This is a genomic window from Streptomyces sp. NPDC028308 (assembly GCF_055565855.1).
In genome coordinates this window covers 1-17,254 of sequence record NZ_JBVHTO010000017.1, presented here as the reverse complement: position 1 = coordinate 17,254, position 17,254 = coordinate 1, and the positions used below count along the sequence as shown (strand labels likewise).

13 protein-coding genes are annotated in these 17,254 nt (G+C 70.5%); 9 read left to right on the top strand and 4 right to left on the bottom strand.

The genetic code is table 11. The features are described 5' to 3' along the window. Window positions 1-12: 12 nt before the first annotated feature. A complete protein-coding gene (gene eccCa, locus ACZ4VA_RS34415; protein ID WP_468083905.1) occupies window positions 13-3,984 on the bottom strand; it encodes a type VII secretion protein EccCa in 3,972 nt (1,323 codons plus the stop codon). A 330-nt stretch (window positions 3,985-4,314) separates the two neighbouring features. On the opposite strand from eccCa, the gene eccD reads away from it, so the two are divergent. After that, window positions 4,315-5,823, top strand: coding sequence for a type VII secretion integral membrane protein EccD (eccD, locus tag ACZ4VA_RS34410; protein ID WP_388906813.1), 1,509 nt, complete (start codon window positions 4,315-4,317; stop codon window positions 5,821-5,823). 214 nt (window positions 5,824-6,037) lie between these two features. Here the strand turns inward: eccD and ACZ4VA_RS34405 are convergent, their stop codons facing one another. Beyond that, window positions 6,038-6,340, bottom strand: coding sequence for a DUF397 domain-containing protein (locus tag ACZ4VA_RS34405; protein WP_355783448.1), 303 nt, complete (start codon window positions 6,338-6,340; stop codon window positions 6,038-6,040). 266 nt (window positions 6,341-6,606) lie between these two features. Here ACZ4VA_RS34405 and rpsO point away from each other — a divergent pair, with 266 nt between their 5' ends. From rpsO to ACZ4VA_RS34380, 5 genes are all read left to right on the top strand, one after another. Beyond that, window positions 6,607-6,894, top strand: coding sequence for a 30S ribosomal protein S15 (gene rpsO, locus ACZ4VA_RS34400; RefSeq protein ID WP_020128575.1), 288 nt, complete (start codon window positions 6,607-6,609; stop codon window positions 6,892-6,894). 335 nt (window positions 6,895-7,229) lie between these two features. Further along, window positions 7,230-9,446 (top strand): polyribonucleotide nucleotidyltransferase, encoded by a 2,217-nt coding sequence (locus ACZ4VA_RS34395; RefSeq protein WP_355783445.1) that lies wholly within the window; start codon window positions 7,230-7,232, stop codon window positions 9,444-9,446. Then, window positions 9,443-10,822, top strand: coding sequence for a M16 family metallopeptidase (locus ACZ4VA_RS34390; RefSeq protein WP_356170855.1), 1,380 nt, complete (start codon window positions 9,443-9,445; stop codon window positions 10,820-10,822). Before ACZ4VA_RS34395 ends, ACZ4VA_RS34390 begins: the two co-directional genes overlap by 4 nt. 27 nt (window positions 10,823-10,849) lie before the next feature. Further along, window positions 10,850-11,602, top strand: a complete 753-nt coding sequence (gene dapB / locus ACZ4VA_RS34385; protein WP_356170852.1) for a 4-hydroxy-tetrahydrodipicolinate reductase — start codon at window positions 10,850-10,852, stop codon at window positions 11,600-11,602. A 42-nt stretch (window positions 11,603-11,644) separates the two neighbouring features. Continuing rightward, window positions 11,645-12,097: a tetratricopeptide repeat protein gene (locus ACZ4VA_RS34380; protein WP_389392504.1), complete on the top strand. Its 453-nt coding sequence runs from the start codon at window positions 11,645-11,647 to the stop codon at window positions 12,095-12,097. A 104-nt stretch (window positions 12,098-12,201) separates the two neighbouring features. On the opposite strand, the gene ACZ4VA_RS34375 is transcribed toward ACZ4VA_RS34380, so the two are convergent. Both ACZ4VA_RS34375 and ACZ4VA_RS34370 read right to left on the bottom strand, forming a co-directional pair. Beyond that, window positions 12,202-12,759, bottom strand: a complete 558-nt coding sequence (locus ACZ4VA_RS34375; RefSeq protein ID WP_356170846.1) for a hypothetical protein — start codon at window positions 12,757-12,759, stop codon at window positions 12,202-12,204. A gap of 123 nt (window positions 12,760-12,882) precedes the next feature. Further along, the gene (locus tag ACZ4VA_RS34370) at window positions 12,883-13,122 is read right to left on the bottom strand and encodes a hypothetical protein (RefSeq protein WP_355786019.1); all 240 of its coding nucleotides are present in this window, start codon (window positions 13,120-13,122) and stop codon (window positions 12,883-12,885) included. A gap of 177 nt (window positions 13,123-13,299) precedes the next feature. Between ACZ4VA_RS34370 and thyX the strand changes: the two genes are divergently transcribed. The 3 genes from thyX (at window position 13,300) to ACZ4VA_RS34355 (ending at window position 16,969) form a co-directional block, all read left to right on the top strand. After that, window positions 13,300-14,040 (top strand): FAD-dependent thymidylate synthase, encoded by a 741-nt coding sequence (gene thyX, locus ACZ4VA_RS34365; protein ID WP_355786017.1) that lies wholly within the window; start codon window positions 13,300-13,302, stop codon window positions 14,038-14,040. 210 nt (window positions 14,041-14,250) lie between these two features. After that, a complete protein-coding gene (gene dapA / locus ACZ4VA_RS34360) occupies window positions 14,251-15,150 on the top strand; it encodes a 4-hydroxy-tetrahydrodipicolinate synthase (RefSeq protein ID WP_355786014.1) in 900 nt (299 codons plus the stop codon). A 133-nt stretch (window positions 15,151-15,283) separates the two neighbouring features. Further along, window positions 15,284-16,969, top strand: coding sequence for a ribonuclease J (locus tag ACZ4VA_RS34355; protein WP_402379202.1), 1,686 nt, complete (start codon window positions 15,284-15,286; stop codon window positions 16,967-16,969). The last annotated feature ends 285 nt before the right edge of the window (window positions 16,970-17,254 follow it).

The window sequence follows — 17,254 nt, the reverse complement described above, 5'->3', positions numbered from 1 at the left end:
CACCGTGTCTCGTCAGTACGACACCTCCGGCACAAGTCCCGTCTGCACCAGCGGCTTTCCGCGCTTCCTGGAGACGAAGACGCCCCGGCCCACCGGCATCGGCCGGGGCCTGACCCCGCCGAGGATGTCGCCCTCGCCCGGGTCACCGGCCATCACCACACCCTGCGCGCCCAGTTCCTTCATGCGCTGCATGAACGGCTCGTACGCCGCGCGCCCCGCACCCGCGGTCGACCGCGCGATGATGAAGCGCACGCCGACGTCCCGGGCGAACGGCAGGAGTTCCGTCAGTCCGCCCAGCGGGTTCCCGCTCGACGTGGAGACCAGGTCGTAGTCGTCCACGATCACGTACACCGTCGGCCCCTGCCACCAGCTCCGGTCCCGCAGCTGCTGCGCGGTCACGTCGGCCGTGGGCGTCCGGCGCTGCATGAGGTCCGCGAGCGCCGTCATGTGGTGGTCCATGGCGTTGGACATCGGGATGTACTCCGCCAGGTGCGTGGACGGCGTGACGTCCAGCAGGGAGCGCCGGTTGTCGACGACGAACAGCTTGCACTCGTCGCCCGAGTAGCGCTCGGTCAGCTGCTTGATGAGCAGCCGCAGCAGATTCGACTTGCCGGTCTCGCTCTCGCCGAAGACGAGGAAGAACGGGTCCTGCTCGAAGTCGACGAAGACGGGTTCGAGGTTGTCCTCGTCGAGCGCGAAGGCCACCCCGCGCCGCGGGAACCGGTCACCGGGCGGCAGCTGCCCGGCCGGGAACTCCCGCGGCAGCAGCCGGACTTCGGGCGCACCCGGCGCCTGCCAGTGCCGGGCGACCTCCGTCGTCAGCGCCGCCGTGGCGTCGGCGAGGTCCGTGTCCGAGGTGAGCCCGTCGATCCGCGGGACGGCGGCCATGAAGTGCAGCTTCTGCGGCGACTGGCCACGCCCCGGCACGCCGGTGGGGACGTTCGCCGCCACCTTGCGGTCCAGCTCGGAGTCCATCGTGTCGCCGAGCCGCAGCTCCAGACGGTTCATCAGGTGGTCCTTGAGGTTGGACCGCACCTCCATCGACCGCGACGCGCTCAGCACCACGTGGATGCCGTAGCCGAGGCCCCGCGCCGCCATGTCGAGGACGACCTGCTCCAGACCCTCGTAGTCCGCGCGGAAGTTGCCCCAGCCGTCGATGACGAGGAAGACGTCGCCCCACGGCTGCTCGGTCACGGAGATCTCCCCGCGGGCCCGCTTGGTGCGGAACTCCGCGATGGACGAGATGCCGGACGAGCGGAAGTACTCCTCGCGCCGGGTCATGACGCCGTACACCTCGGCGACCGTGCGGCGCACCCGCTCGGGGTCGAGCCGGGACGCGACACCGCCGACGTGCGGCAGCCCGGCGATCGCCGACAGGCCGCCACCGCCGAAGTCGAGCCCGTAGAACTGCACTTCGTACGGCGTGTGGGTCAGGGCGAACGCGGCGATCAGCGTCCGCAGCAGCGTCGACTTGCCGGACTGCGGACCGCCGACGATCTGCATGTGGCCGGCCGCGCCCGAGAAGTCGACCCACAGCGGGTCGCGGCGCTGCTCGTACGGCTTGTCGACGAGGCCGACGGGGACCACGAGGCGCCCCGCCCCCTCGTACCCGGGCTGGGTCAGCCCCCGGCCCTGGACCGCCGTCAGACCCGGCAGCAGCCCGTCCAGCGACGGCGGGCTGTCCAGCGGCGGCAGCCACACCTGGTGCGCCGCCGGCCCCTGCGCCTCCAGCCGGCGCACGATCACGTCCAGGACGGTGTCGGCGAGCGCGTCGTCCGTGTCGGAGGACGCCTCCGGCCGTTGCTGGGGCACGGTCACGTACTGCACCGGCACCTCGGCCGCCGTGAAGACCACGGGACGCCGGTCCACCGGCAGCGGCCCGCCCAGCGCGGCGGCGGCCTGCGCGGAACCCGAGCGGTACACCCCGGAGACGTACGCCGCCTTGAAGCGCACCATCTCGTCCGTGCCGTACTTCAGGAAACCCGAACCGGGCACGTTCGGCAGTTCGTAGGCGTCCGGCACGCCCAGCGCCGCACGCGACTCGGCGGCGGAGAACGTCCGCAGACCGACGCGGTACGACAGGTACGTCTCCAGTCCGCGCAGCCGGCCCTCCTCCAGGCGCTGCGACGCCAGCAGCAGGTGCACGCCGAGCGAACGGCCGATGCGGCCGATCTGCACGAACATCTCGATGAAGTCCGGCTTGGCGCTTAGCAGTTCACTGAACTCGTCGATCACCAGGACGAGCGACGGGATCGGCTGGAGCGGGGCGCCGGCCGCGCGCGCCTTCTCGTAGTCGTGGATGTTCGCGTAGTTGCCCGCGTCGCGCAGCATCTCCTGGCGGCGGTTGAGCTCGCCGCGGATGGAGTCGCCCATGCGGTCGACCAGGGTCAGGTCGTCCGCGAGGTTGGTGATGACGGCCGCCACGTGCGGCATCTGCGCCATGCCCGCGAAGGTGGCGCCGCCCTTGAAGTCCGCGAGGACGAAGTTGAGGGTCTCCGAGGAGTGCGTGACCGCGAGGCCGAGCACCAGGGTGCGCAGCAGCTCCGACTTGCCGGAACCGGTGGCGCCCACGCACAGGCCGTGCGGGCCCATGCCTTCCTGGGCCGCCTCCTTGAGGTCCAGCATCACGGGCCGGCCGTCCTCGCCGACACCGATCGGCACCCGCAGCCGCTCGGCCAGCGAACGCGGCCGCCAGGTGCGCTTGGTGTCCACCGACGCGGCGTCCCCGAGGCTCAGCAGATCGGTGAACTCCAGGTTGGCGAGCAGCGGTTCGTCGTCGTCGCCGCCCGACGCCATGCGCAGCGGCGCCAGTTGCCGGGCGAGCGCCTCGGCGGACTCGTAGGAGAGGGCGTCCGGGATCCCCTCGTAGACGACCCCGTGCCCGGACTCCAGGTGCAGTTCGTTCGGCTGGACCACGATGGAGAGGTCGCCCGGCGCGCCCGTGAGCTCCCCGGGCACGACCTCGATGACCGTCACCCCCTGCAGGCCTTCGGGGGAGGCGAGGACGGAACCGGGAAGCAGCGACAGGCCGTCGAGTACGACGACGATGTGCGGTTCGTCGGCCAGCGGGGCGGCGTTCGGGTGGAAGCGCGGGCGGCCGGTGAGACGGCCGGCCAGCAGGTCCTCCAGCTCACGGGAGTCGCTGCCGATCAGCCGGCGGGTGCCCGCGCCGTCCACCGCGCCGGGCACCTGGACGTGCGGCAGCCACTTGGCCCACTCCCAGTGCGGCAGGGACTCGCGCCCGGCCGCGACCACGATGACCAGGTCCTCGGGGGAGTGCAGCGAGGCCAGCGAACCGGTCAGGGCGCGCGCGGAGGCCCGTACGGACTGCGGCTCACCGCTGACGGTCACGTGGTAGAAGGCGCGCAGCGACACGGCCATCGGCAGGTCGTCCAGCGTGCTGTGGGTGGCCACGAACCGCCGCATGGCGCCCGCGGTCAGCGGCTCCAGCTGGTCGACGGGACCGGTCTCGGGGGTGAGCAGCGGGGTGGCGAGCGACTGCGGGCCGAGCCCGATGCGCACCTGCGCGAAGTCCTCGTCGCCCGGGCGGCGTTCCCACAGCCGGCTGCCCTCGGCGACCAGCGCCCACAGCTGCTCGGGGGAGGGGTGCAGGTAGTACTGCGCGTCGCGCTGCGCCTTCGCGGTGCCGAGGGCCGCGCGCCGGGTCTGCGACAGATAACTCAGGTAATCGCGCCGCAGATCGGCGAGCTGGCCCTGGGAACCGCGCCGGAAGCGGACCACCATCGCGATGGACATGGCCACCGTCGAGGCGATCATCACCATGCCCATGATCTTCATGAACGGCTGCCCGTTCGTGAAGAAGAAGACCACCGAGCCGCCCATGCCGAGGGTCGGCAGCAGCTGCATCAGGACGCTCTCATGATGACCGCGCGGCAACTCGGGCGGAGGCTGCAGGACAACCTCGTCCGTGGGCACCTCGGACGGCAGCGCCCGCGGCGGGCGCTTCACGACGATTTGGCTCACTGCTCACCAATTCCCTTGCCGGCCCCAGGGTCTTCCGCCCGCCGCCCCGTGTCAGGCGGGCGGAGGCCGCCGCGTGATCCTACTGACTTCACAGCGGACCGGTGGGCGGTAGGGTGCCGGATGTTCGCGTGAGCACACGCGAACGAGGCCGGGGAATCAGGGCATTTCGCGCCATGTGAAGGTGCGCGGAGCCCGCCGCTCGGCCTGACGGGCGCCGGTTCCGCGTCGCGCCGAGCGATCTGCGCGGTGCACCAGGAAACCGGAGCAACAGGCGCAGGACCTTCACGGCGCAGTTCCACAACCATCACTGAGGGGGAGCAGCAGGTGAGCATGACGGCCTCCGCGACGACCACCGGAGCCGGCGGCCCCGGAACCGGGGCCCCTTCCGGGGCGGGCACCGGACTCGGTTTCTGCCGGGTCACCATCGTCGCGCCGGACAGCCGGATCGACGTGGCGCTGCCCGACGACATCCCCGTCGCCGACATCTACCCGGAGATCCTGCGGCTCTCCCGCCAGAGCCCCGCCGAGGGCGCCCCGGTCGGCTACCACCTCGTACGCCGCGACGGCACGGTCCTCGACAGCTCCCGCTCCTTCGCCGCCCAGCGCATTCTCGACGGCGAACTCCTCACGCTGCGCCCCTTCTCCGAGTCGTTGCCGCCCGCCGTCTTCGACGACGTGTCCGAGGCGGTCGCCTCCGCGGTCACCCGGGAGCGCACCCTGTGGAACGGCGACCTGACCCGCGCCGCGGGCCTCGTCGGCGGCGGTGTCCTTCCCGCCCTGCTCGCCTTCGTCGCCTGGACCGCCGACCCGCTGCACGACATGCACAGCCTGCCGGGCATCCTCGCGGCCGTCACCGGCGTACTGCTGGTCGTCGTCGCCGCCGTGCGCGCCCGGGTCTACGACGACCGGGCCTCGGCGATCGCGCTCGGACTCGGCGCCCTGCCGAACACCGCGGTGGCCGGCTCCGGACTGCTGGCCCTCGCCGAGGGCCAGGGCGTGGGCAAGCTCCAGTTCCTGCTGGGCTGCGCGGCCGTCCTGGTGGCCTCGGTGGTCCTGACCCTGTGCTCCCCGCGGGGCGACGGCCCGTTCGTGGCCTTCGTGTGCGCCTCCGCCATCGGCGTGCTCGCCGTGTTCGTCTCGCTCCTCGCGCACTGGACGCCCACCGAGACCGCCGCGCTGTGCGCCCCCGTGGCCGTGGGCGCCCTGGCCTTCCTGCCCGGCCTGTCCATGCGCTTCGCCCGCCTGCCCATCGGCTTCGACCCGCCGGACAGCGACCGGCGCGGCGCGTACGGCGCCGACCCCGTGCAGCCCGAGCCGGTGGACGCCGAGCGCATCCAGGCCCAGGCCCGGCGCGGCCACGAACTCCTCGTCGGCCTGGTCGGCGGCTGCGCGCTGGTCGCCGTCGCGGCCTGCGCGGTGCTCGGCTTCTCCGACGACCTCTGGGGCCAGCTGCTCGCCTGCGCGACCGGTGTCGCCCTGCTGATGCGCGCCCACCTCTTCCGCTACACCGCGCAGGTGGCGCCCATCCTGGCCGCCGGTCTCGCCGCCCTCGTCCTGCTCGGCCTCGGCCTGGCGCTGAACCCGCCGCACGCCCTGATGCGCGACGCCCTGGCGGGCGACCGCTCGGCGCTGGACCTGCGCACGGTCTGGCTCGTCGCGGTGATCGCGGCGGCCGCAGCGCTGGTCACCGCGCTCGGCCTGATCCTGCCGCGCGGCGGGGTCACCCCGTTCTGGGGCCGCTTCCTGGAGATTGCCGAGGGCTTCGTCCTGCTGACGTTGGTCCCGCTCGCTCTGGCGGTCTTCGACGTGTACGCGGCAGCCCGAGCCATGACCAGCTGAGGGCGGGCCCGCCGCCTCGCACACCCCTCCGGCCGGTCGGATCACGGCACGGAGGGGGCCGGCGGACGGTCGAGAAGTCCACGGCAGGCTTCACGGCTGCGCGGCGGGGCGGAAACCCTGGACGCGGGCCGCACCTCCGCCGTCCAAGCCCTGGACGCGGGCCGCACCGCCGTCGTTCAAGCCCCCGGCGCGGCACCGCCCGCCGGGAGCGTGGTCACGACGCGGAATCCGCGTCCACCCCACCGCCCGGCGCCGACTCGAGATCGAACTCCCCGTCCCGCGCTCCGAGCACGAAGGCGGTCCACTCCGCCTCCGTGTAGCGAAGGACCGTGTCCGGGTCCAGCGAGGACCGCATGGCCACGGCGCCGGCCGGCAGATACGCGATCTCGACCCGCTCCTCGTGCTCCTCCGTACCCGGCGCGCTGTGCCACTCGACGCCCGAGATGTCGAGGGCGTAGAGCTCGTCCTTCTCGCGCTCCTTGCGGGCCCTGACATCCTTGTCCTGTGCCTCGGCCATGGCGAAGCGACCCCTTCCCGGTGTACCGACGATCCGAGCGCTCACCCTAGTGGCCGGGCCCTCCCCGGTAGGGGTGCTTCCGGGACCCGGGCGAGCGGGTCCTCCCAGGCTGGTACGCTGTGTGACGGCCGTTTGTGTACGCACCCCCGGAGCCCCGCGTTCTGGAGGTCGCGCCCAGCGGATCCCCGCCTACCGAGTCACGGAAGCTCCCCTGAGATGTGGACCAGGGGCACTCGGTGGCCATCAGAAGACTACGAGGAGTACGCGTGCCGCTCGACGCCGCTACGAAGAAGCAGCTCATCACCGAGTTCGGTCAGAAGGAGGGCGACACCGGCTCCCCCGAGGTCCAGGTCGCCATGCTGTCCCGCCGGATCTCGGACCTGACCGAGCACCTGAAGACGCACAAGCACGATCACCACTCCCGCCGTGGTCTGCTGATCCTGGTCGGCCAGCGTCGCCGCCTGCTGCAGTACCTGGCCAAGAAGGACATCCAGCGCTTCCGTGCGCTGGTCGACCGCCTGGGCATCCGCCGCGGTGCGGCGGGCGCCAAGTAAGACGCCGTGAAGGGAGCGGTTCCCACCTCAGGATGGGACCGCTCCCTTTGCTGTACGTGCGGAGTGTCGCCGCCCCTTTGTAATGTGGTAGCACGACACACCACGTACGACACAGCGTGACTGCGCCTACCCGCACCGGGTAGAGCGAGATCACACACTGAACGAGGAGAAGCGCGCCTCGCCGCCGCCGGTCCTCGGTAGTGGCCCCCGGGGGAAGCAAGCCCGGGTGCTTCGATCGAAGACCGGCCCGCACCAGAAGGAGCGCTTCTCCGCCACCGTCCCCCTGTCACACGGGCAGGAAGGACGAAAGACGAAAAGTATCGGAGAAAACGCTAGTGGAGAACGAGACCCACTACGCCGAGGCCGTTATCGACAACGGTTCCTTCGGCACCCGCACCATCCGTTTCGAGACGGGCCGCCTGGCCAAGCAGGCCGCCGGCTCCGCCGTGGCGTACCTGGACGACGACACCATGGTGCTGTCGGCCACCACCGCCTCCAAGAACCCCAAGGACCAGCTCGACTTCTTCCCCCTCACGGTGGACGTCGAGGAGCGGATGTACGCCGCCGGCAAGATCCCCGGCAGCTTCTTCCGCCGTGAGGGCCGTCCCTCCGAGGACGCCATCCTCACCTGCCGTCTCATCGACCGCCCGCTGCGCCCGTCCTTCAAGAAGGGCCTGCGCAACGAGATCCAGGTCGTCGCGACGATCATGGCGCTCAACCCCGACCACCTGTACGACGTCGTCGCGATCAACGCCGCGTCCGCGTCCACGCAGCTGGCCGGCCTGCCCTTCTCCGGCCCGATCGGCGGCGTCCGCGTCGCGCTGATCAACGGCCAGTGGGTCGCGTTCCCGACGCACACCGAGCTCGAGGACGCCGTCTTCGACATGGTCGTCGCCGGTCGCACCCTCGAGGACGGCGACGTCGCGATCATGATGGTCGAGGCCGAGGCCACCGAGAAGACCATCCAGCTGGTCGCGGGCGGCGCCGAGGCGCCGACCGAGGAGGTCGTCGCCGCCGGTCTGGACGCCGCGAAGCCCTTCATCCGGGTGCTCTGCAAGGCCCAGGCCGACCTCGCCGCCAAGGCCGCGAAGCCGACCGGCGAGTTCCCCGTCTTCCTCGACTACCAGGACGACGTCCTGGAGGCGCTCACCGCCGCCGTCAAGGACGAGCTCTCGCAGGCCCTCACCATCGCGGGCAAGCAGGAGCGCGAGGCCGAGCTGGACCGCGTCAAGGGTCTGGCCGCCGAGAAGCTGCTCCCGCAGTTCGAGGGCCGCGAGAAGGAGATCTCCGCCGCGTACCGCTCGCTGACCAAGTCCCTGGTCCGTGAGCGCGTCATCAAGGAGAAGAAGCGCATCGACGGCCGCGGTGTCACCGACATCCGCACCCTGGCCGCCGAGGTCGAGGCCATCCCGCGCGTGCACGGTTCCGCACTGTTCGAGCGTGGCGAGACCCAGATCCTGGGCGTCACCACCCTGAACATGCTCCGCATGGAGCAGCAGCTGGACACCCTCTCCCCGGTGACCCGCAAGCGCTACATGCACAACTACAACTTCCCGCCGTACTCCGTCGGTGAGACCGGCCGCGTCGGTTCGCCGAAGCGCCGCGAGATCGGCCATGGCGCCCTCGCCGAGCGCGCCATCGTGCCGGTGCTGCCGACGCGCGAGGAGTTCCCCTACGCGATCCGTCAGGTGTCCGAGGCCCTCGGCTCCAACGGCTCGACGTCGATGGGCTCGGTCTGCGCCTCGACCATGTCGCTGCTGAACGCCGGTGTGCCGCTGAAGGCCCCCGTCGCCGGTATCGCCATGGGCCTGATCTCCCAGGAGATCAACGGCGAGACGCACTACGTCGCCCTCACCGACATCCTCGGTGCGGAGGACGCCTTCGGCGACATGGACTTCAAGGTCGCCGGTACCAAGGAGTTCGTGACCGCCCTCCAGCTCGACACGAAGCTGGACGGCATCCCCGCCTCCGTCCTGGCCGCGGCCCTCAAGCAGGCCCGCGACGCCCGCCTCCACATCCTCGACGTGATGATGGAAGCGATCGACACGCCGGACGAGATGTCCCCGAACGCCCCGCGGATCATCACGGTCAAGATCCCCGTGGACAAGATCGGTGAGGTCATCGGCCCCAAGGGCAAGATGATCAACCAGATCCAGGAGGACACCGGCGCCGACATCACGATCGAGGACGACGGCACCATCTACATCGGTGCCGCCCAGGGCTCGCAGGCCGAGGCCGCCCGCGCCACGATCAACGGCATCGCCAACCCGACCATGCCGGAGGTCGGCGAGCGCTACCTGGGCACGGTCGTGAAGACGACCACCTTCGGTGCGTTCGTGTCGCTGCTCCCGGGCAAGGACGGTCTGCTGCACATCTCGCAGATCCGCAAGCTCGCCGGCGGCAAGCGCGTGGAGAACGTCGAGGACGTCGTCGGCGTGGGCCAGAAGGTCCAGGTCGAGATCGCCGAGATCGACTCCCGCGGAAAGCTCTCCCTCATCCCCGTGATCGAGGGCGAAGAGGGCGACGACCAGAAGGACGACACCGACAAGTGACGTCGAGCAGCTCCACGGCGACGGCCCGCACCTCCTCGGAGGCGCGGGCCGTCGCCCGTACCCAAACCCTCATCGAGGGCCGCAACGGCATCGGCACGGTCCGTAAGACCACCCTCCCCGGTGGCCTGCGCATCGTCACCGAGACCCTGCCCTCCGTCCGCTCCGCCACCTTCGGCATCTGGGCACACGTCGGCTCCCGTGACGAGACGCCCGCACTGAACGGCGCCACGCATTACCTGGAGCACCTCCTCTTCAAGGGCACGCGGCGCCGCTCCGCCCTGGACATCTCCTCCGCCATCGACGCGGTCGGCGGCGAGATGAACGCGTTCACGGCGAAGGAGTACACGTGCTACTACGCACGCGTGCTCGACACCGACCTGCCGCTCGCCATCGACGTCGTGTGCGACATGCTCACCGGCTCGCTGATCGAGCAGGCCGACGTGGACGCCGAGCGCGGCGTGATCCTCGAAGAGATCGCCATGACCGAGGACGACCCGGGCGACTGCGTGCACGACCTGTTCGCGCACACGATGCTCGGCGACACCCCCCTCGGCCGCCCGGTCCTCGGCACGGTCGACACGGTCAACGCCCTGTCGGCCGACCGCATCCGCCGCTTCTACCGCAAGCACTACGACCCGACGCACCTCGTCGTGGCGTGCGCGGGCAACGTCGACCACAACAAGGTCGTACGGCAGGTCCGCGCGGCCTTCGAGAAGGCGGGCGCCCTCAAGGGTCCCGAGGCGGCTCCGGTCGCCCCCCGCGACGGCCGGCGCACCATCCGCACCGCGGGCCGCGTCGAGCTGCTCGGCCGCAAGACCGAGCAGGCGCACGTCGTCCTCGGCATGCCGGGCCTGGCGCGCACCGACGACCGGCGCTGGGCGCTCGGCGTCCTGAACACCGCCCTGGGCGGCGGGATGTCCTCCCGCCTGTTCCAGGAGGTCCGCGAGAAGCGCGGTCTGGCGTACAGCGTGTACTCGTACACCTCGGGCTTCGCCGACTGCGGTCTGTTCGGCGTGTACGCGGGCTGCCGCCCGTCCCAGGTGCACGACGTGCTCAAGATCTGCCGGGACGAGCTCGACCACGTGGCCGAGCACGGTCTCTCGGACGACGAGATCGGCCGCGCCGTCGGGCAGCTCCAGGGTTCGACGGTCCTCGGCCTGGAGGACACCGGCGCGCTGATGAACCGTATCGGCAAGAGCGAGCTGTGCTGGGGCGACCAGATGTCCGTCGACGACATGCTGGCCCGGATAGCGGCGGTCACCCCGGACGAGGTCCGCTCGGTCGCCCACGAGATCCTGGGCCGGCGGCCCTCGTTGTCGGTGATCGGGCCGCTCCGGGACAAGCAGGCGTCCCGTCTGCACGATGCGGTCGCTTAACCCCCGTCTCAGTTAAGGAACCAAGCAATGAGCAAGCTGCGCGTGGCGGTCCTCGGTGCGAAGGGCCGGATCGGGGCCGAGGCGGTACGAGCCGTCGAGGCCGCCGAGGACCTGGAACTGGTGGCCGCGCTGGGCCGGGGCGACTCACTGGAGGCGCTGACCGCGTCCCGCGCCGAGGTCGCGGTCGAACTGACCACACCGGACTCGGTGATGGACAACCTCGACTTCTGCGTCCGCAACGGCATCCACGCCGTGGTCGGCACGACCGGCTGGAACGACGAGCGGCTCGCGCGGCTCGACGCCTGGCTGTCCGGCTCCCCGGAGACGGGCGTGCTCATCGCGCCCAACTTCTCCATCGGCGCCGTGCTGACCATGAAGTTCGCCGAGGTGGCCGCGCCGTACTTCGAGTCGGTCGAGGTCGTCGAGCTGCACCACCCGAACAAGGTGGACGCCCCCAGCGGCACCGCCACGCGCACGGCCCAGCTCATCGCCGCCGCCCGGGAGCGCGCCGGCAGCGCCGCCCAGCCGGACGCCACGACGACCGCCCTGGACGGCGCCCGCGGCGCGAACGTCGACGGGGTCCCGGTGCACGCGGTCCGCCTGCGCGGCCTGCTCGCCCACCAGGAGGTCCTGCTGGGCGGCGAGGGCGAGACCCTGACCATCCGGCACGACTCGCTGCACCACAGCAGCTTCATGCCGGGCATCCTGCTCGGGGTGCGCCGCGTCGTGACCACCCCGGGCCTCACCTTCGGCCTGGAACACTTCCTGGACCTCGGCTGAGCCGGGGGCGGGGACCGACAGCAGACAGCAGATAGCAGAGACATGCGCGCGAAGATCACATACGCCATCACGGCGGCCGTCCTGGTCGCCTACTTCGTGCTGGTCGGCTGGCGCGGAGTCCTGCTCGTCCGGACCGGCACGCTCCTCACCGTCACCTTCGGCGTCTCCGTGCTGATCCTGCCGGTCATCGGCGTCTGGTTCCTCTGGAAGAACACCCAGTTCGTGCGCAAGGCCAACCGGCTCGCCGCCGAGCTCGACGCCGAGGGCGGCCTGCCCGTCGACGAGCTGAAGCGCACGCCGGGCGGCCGCATCGACCGCGACTCGGCCGACGAGGTCTTCGCCCGGCGCAAGGCCGAGACCGAGGACTCCCCGGACGACTGGCGCAGCTGGTTCCGGCTGGCGGTCGCCTATCACGACGCCCGCGACACCCCGCGCGCCCGCAAGGCGATGCAGCGCGCGATCGCCCTGCACGAGGGCCGCTCCGTCCAGGTCTGACGGACGGCACCGGCGCACACCGGAGGGCAGGGCACCAGGAGTACGGCGAAGGGGCCGGCCCGCACCAGGCGGACCGGCCCCTTTTCCGGGCCTTGACGGGCCGCTCAGGCCCTGCGGTACTCGTCGGCCCACACCTCGACGGCGTCCGCCGCCCGGTCGAAGGCCTCCATGCGCGCCAGGAAGTCGGCACCGTGCGTGGTGAGCAGCGGCACCAGGTCCTCCGGCGAGCGGCCCTTGCGTACGAGGACCAGCGCCTGCCCCTGCACCGTGCGCGGCAGCCCGAGCCAGCGCACCGGCTGCTGGACCGTGCGCACCGCGCCGACCTGCTCCCAGGGAGTCGTGCTTGTACGCAGGAAGCTCACCCGGCGCAGTCCGTTCGCGCTGACCCACACGCCCATCCGCAGGAGCCGCAGCGCGCACAGTATGACGACGAGAGCGCCGGCCAGGCAGACGGCGGCGCCGGCCGTCGTCCCGGTGAGCGCGATGATCACGGCGGCGAAGAGCACGTAGGAGGCCAGCAGCAGGACGAGCGCGGCCGCGCCCACCCGCCAGGGACCGGGCCGGTACGGACGCCGCCACTGGTCGCGGTCGTCGAACGGCAGTGCGAGATCGTCCGCTGCCTCGTCAAAAGCGCGGTCCGCCGTCAGGAAGGGCAGGGGCACGACTGATCCTCACTCAATCCACGCATGGGGTATGCCCGGTGAGGTTATCGAGCCGGATCCCCGCTCACCACCCTTGGGGGGCCATGGGGGTGCCTGTGGGCCGTCCGGGCGGGCGGGCGCGGGTCAGCGCCCGTCGGAGGCCTGGGAGTGCTGCGTGGCCGGGACCGACCGGTCGAGCGAGAGGGAGGGCATCCCGATGAGCAGTGAGCCCACGAGACCCGCGACCACGGTCAGGCCTATGAGCCAGCGGCCGGCCAGCTCGCCGGCGGAGGGGCGCCGGCGCGGCGGGGGAGCGACATTGCTGCGGAACCTGTCGGCCTCGGCGATGAAGGCGAAGGGAACGGGCTCGCGCCGACGGAACATGGGCGGTTCTTCTCCTCTGGTGACTCGAAGGTATCTCTGTCATCGATACAGACGTACGAACGGGCCGAGAGGTGCCCGATTCCGCCGATTTCCCCGCGGAGGGGGACAGGAGTTCCCCGTGCCGCCGCGCCGTAGAGTGGCGGCGTTGAGAGCTGTGATGGAAGGACCCCTCGAATCGTGACCGACACCCCCGCCGACGATCCCAAGATCGAACTCCGCAGCGACGTCACCGTCGAGCTGGTGAAGCACAGTGCCGCCGACTCCGACGTGCTGTTCGCCGCCCGCGTCTCGACGGTCGGAGAGCAGTCCCTGGACGAGCTGAACAAGGACCCGGAGCGCTCGAAGGGACTGATCAACTACCTCATGCGGGACCGGCACGGCAGCCCCTTCGAACACAACTCGATGACGTTCTTCGTCAGCGCCCCGATCTTCGTCTTCCGCGAGTTCATGCGTCACCGCGTGGGCTGGTCGTACAACGAGGAATCAGGCCGCTACCGGGAGCTCCAGCCGGTCTTCTACGTCCCGGACGAGTCCCGCAGGCTGGTCCAGGAGGGCCGCCCTGGGAAGTACGTCTTCGTGGAGGGCACGCCCGAGCAGCGGGAGCTGGTGGCGGACTCCATGGACGAGTCGTACGCCGAGTCCTACCGGACCTACCGGAAGATGCTCGCGGCCGGCGTGGCCCGCGAGGTGGCCCGCGCCGTACTCCCGGTGGGCCTCTACTCGTCGATGTACGCCACGTGCAACGCGCGCTCGCTGATGCACTTCCTCGGCCTGCGCACCCAGCACGAGCTCGCCAAGGTCCCGTCCTTCCCGCAGCGCGAGATCGAGATGGTCGGCGAGAAGATGGAGGCGGAGTGGGCCAAGCTCATGCCGCTCACGTACGCCGCCTTCAACGCGAACGGCCGCGTCGCGCCGTAACGCGCTCCCGCGCGCCATCCGGCACAGATGTACGCATCAGCCGGTCGAAGTGTCCGTATTGCGGCATTTCTAGAAGTTCATCTAGCCTGATCAAACGGACCCGGCACTGCTTGAACCCCCGAGCAGGCAGTGCCGGGCTCCGCATTTGTCCCCACTTGTCGCCTGCCCCGAGGGCAGACCCCGCGTTGAGCAGCGAGTAGCGTGTCACCCATGGCTCCGACCTCCACTCCGCAGACCCCCTTCGGGAGGGTCCTCACCGCCATGGTCACGCCCTTCACGGCGGACGGCGCACTCGACCTCGACGGCGCGCAGCGGCTCGCCGCCCACCTGGTGGACGCAGGCAACGACGGCCTGGTCATCAACGGCACCACCGGCGAGTCACCGACCACGAGCAACGCGGAGAAAGCCCAGCTCGTACGGGCTGTGGTCGAGGCGATCGGCGACCGGGCGCACGTGGTCGCGGGCGTCGGCACCAACGACACGCGCCACAGCATCGAGCTCGCCCGCGACGCCGAGAAGGCTGGCGCGCACGGCCTGCTCACCGTCACGCCGTACTACAACAAGCCCCCTCAGGAGGGCCTGTACCGGAACTTCACGGCGATCGCCGACGCGACCGAGCTGCCCGTGATGCTCTACGACATCCCCGGCCGCAGCGGCGTCCCGATCAACACCGAGACGATCGTCCGCCTCGCCGAGCACCCGCGGATCGTCGCCAACAAGGACGCCAAGGGCGACCTCGGCCGCGCCAGCTGGGCCATCGCCCGCTCCGGCCTCGCCTGGTACTCCGGCGACGACATGCTCAACCTCCCGCTGCTCTCCGTAGGCGCCGTCGGCTTCGTCTCCGTCGTCGGCCACGTCGTCAGCCCGGAACTGCGCGAGCTGCTGGACGCCTACCTCCAGGGCGACGTCCACAAGGCGACCGAGATCCACCAGAAGCTGCTCCCCGTCTTCACCGGCATGTTCCGCACCCAGGGCGTCATGACGACCAAGGCCGCGCTGGCCCTCCAGGGCCTGCCGTCCGGACCGCTGCGCGCCCCGATGGTCGAGCTGTCCCCCGAGGAGACCAACCAGCTCAAGATCGATCTTGCCGCCGGCGGGGTACAGCTCTGACAAAGACTTCACAACTGAATACGCACGACCCGCAGGCGTCCGCCTGCACCCACACAGACAACTGCTACTGCACGAACGTCACGCGCGCCACGTGCCTTGCCAGGTACGTGGCGCGCGTGGTGAGGAGAGTCTTTTGAGTCATCCGCATCCTGAACTCGCGCCGCCGCCGAAGCTTCCCCAGGGCGGCCTCCGGGTCACCCCGCTCGGCGGTCTCGGCGAAATCGGCCGGAACATGACCGTCTTCGAGTACGGCGGCCGCCTGCTGATCGTCGACTGCGGAGTGCTCTTCCCCGAGGAGGAGCAGCCCGGAATCGATCTGATCCTGCCGGACTTCACGTCCATCAGGGACCGCCTCGACGACATCGAGGGCATCGTCCTCACGCACGGCCACGAGGACCACATCGGCGGCGTGCCCTTCCTGCTCCGCGAGAAGCCGGACATCCCGCTGATCGGCTCCAAGCTCACCCTCGCGCTCATCGAGGCGAAGCTCCAGGAGCACCGCATCCGCCCGTACACCCTCGAGGTGGCGGAGGGACACCGCGAGCGCATCGGCCCGTTCGACTGCGAGTTCGTCGCGGTCAACCACTCCATCCCGGACGCCCTCGCGGTGGCCATCCGCACCCCCGCGGGCATGGTCGTGCACACCGGCGACTTCAAGATGGACCAGCTCCCGCTGGACGGCCGCCTCACCGACCTGCACGCCTTCGCGCGTCTGAGCGAGGAGGGCATCGACCTCCTCCTCTCGGACTCGACGAACGCCGAGGTCCCGGGCTTCGTGCCGCCCGAGCGCGACATCTCGAACGTGCTGCGCACCGTCTTCGCCGGCGCCCGCAAGCGGATCATCGTGGCGAGCTTCGCCAGCCACGTGCACCGCATCCAGCAGATCCTGGACGCGGCCCACGAGTACGGACGCCGGGTCGCCTTCGTCGGCCGCTCGATGGTCCGCAACATGGGCATCGCCCGGGATCTGGGCTATCTGAAGGTCCCGCCGGGCCTGGTCGTCGACGTGAAGACCCTCGACGACCTGCCGGAGCACGAGGTCGTGCTCGTCTGCACCGGCTCACAGGGCGAACCGATGGCCGCGCTGTCCCGCATGGCCAACCGCGATCACCAGATCCGCATCGTCCAGGGCGACACGGTGATCCTGGCGTCGTCGCTCATCCCGGGCAACGAGAACGCGGTCTACCGCGTCATCAACGGCCTGACCCGCTGGGGCGCCAACGTCGTCCACAAGGGCAACGCCAAGGTGCACGTCTCGGGCCACGCCTCCGCGGGCGAGTTGCTGTACTTCTACAACATCTGCAAGCCGCGGAACCTGATGCCGGTCCACGGCGAATGGCGCCACCTGCGCGCCAACGCCGAGCTCGGCGCCCTCACCGGCGTCCCGCACGACCGCATCGTCATCGCGGAGGACGGCGTCGTCGTCGACCTCATCGGCGGCAAGGCCAAGATCGCCGGCAAGGTCCAGGCGGGATACGTGTACGTCGACGGCCTGTCGGTCGGAGACGTGGGCGAGCCCGCGCTGAAGGACCGCCGCATCCTCGGCGACGAGGGCATCATCTCGGTCTTCATGGTGGTCGACTCCAGTACCGGCAAGATCACCGCGGGCCCGCACATCCAGGCCCGCGGCTCCGGTATCGACGACAGCGCCTTCTCGGACGTCGTCCCCAAGATCACGGAAGTCCTGGAGCGCTCGGCCCAGGACGGGGTCGTCGAGCCCCACCAGCTGCAGCAGCTCATCCGACGCACGCTGGGCAAGTGGGTCTCGGACAACTACCGCCGGCGCCCGATGATCCTCCCGGTCGTCGTCGAGGTCTGACCCCGGCCACGCCCCAACCTGGAGCGGGCGGCCCCGATTTGCATCGGGGCCGCCCGCTCCAGTACGTTTACGGCTCCGCCCGAGGGGGAACCCGACGTGACTATGCGTCGGACCACCTCGACCGGGTGGAAATTCCGACTCAGAGTCTCTGATAAAGTCGGAGTCGCCGGAAAGGGAAACGCGAAAGCGTAAACCTGGAAAGCACCGAGGAAATCGGAACCGGAAACGGTCTGATAGAGTCGGAAACGCAAGACCGAAGGGAAGCGCCCGGAGGAAAGCCCGAGA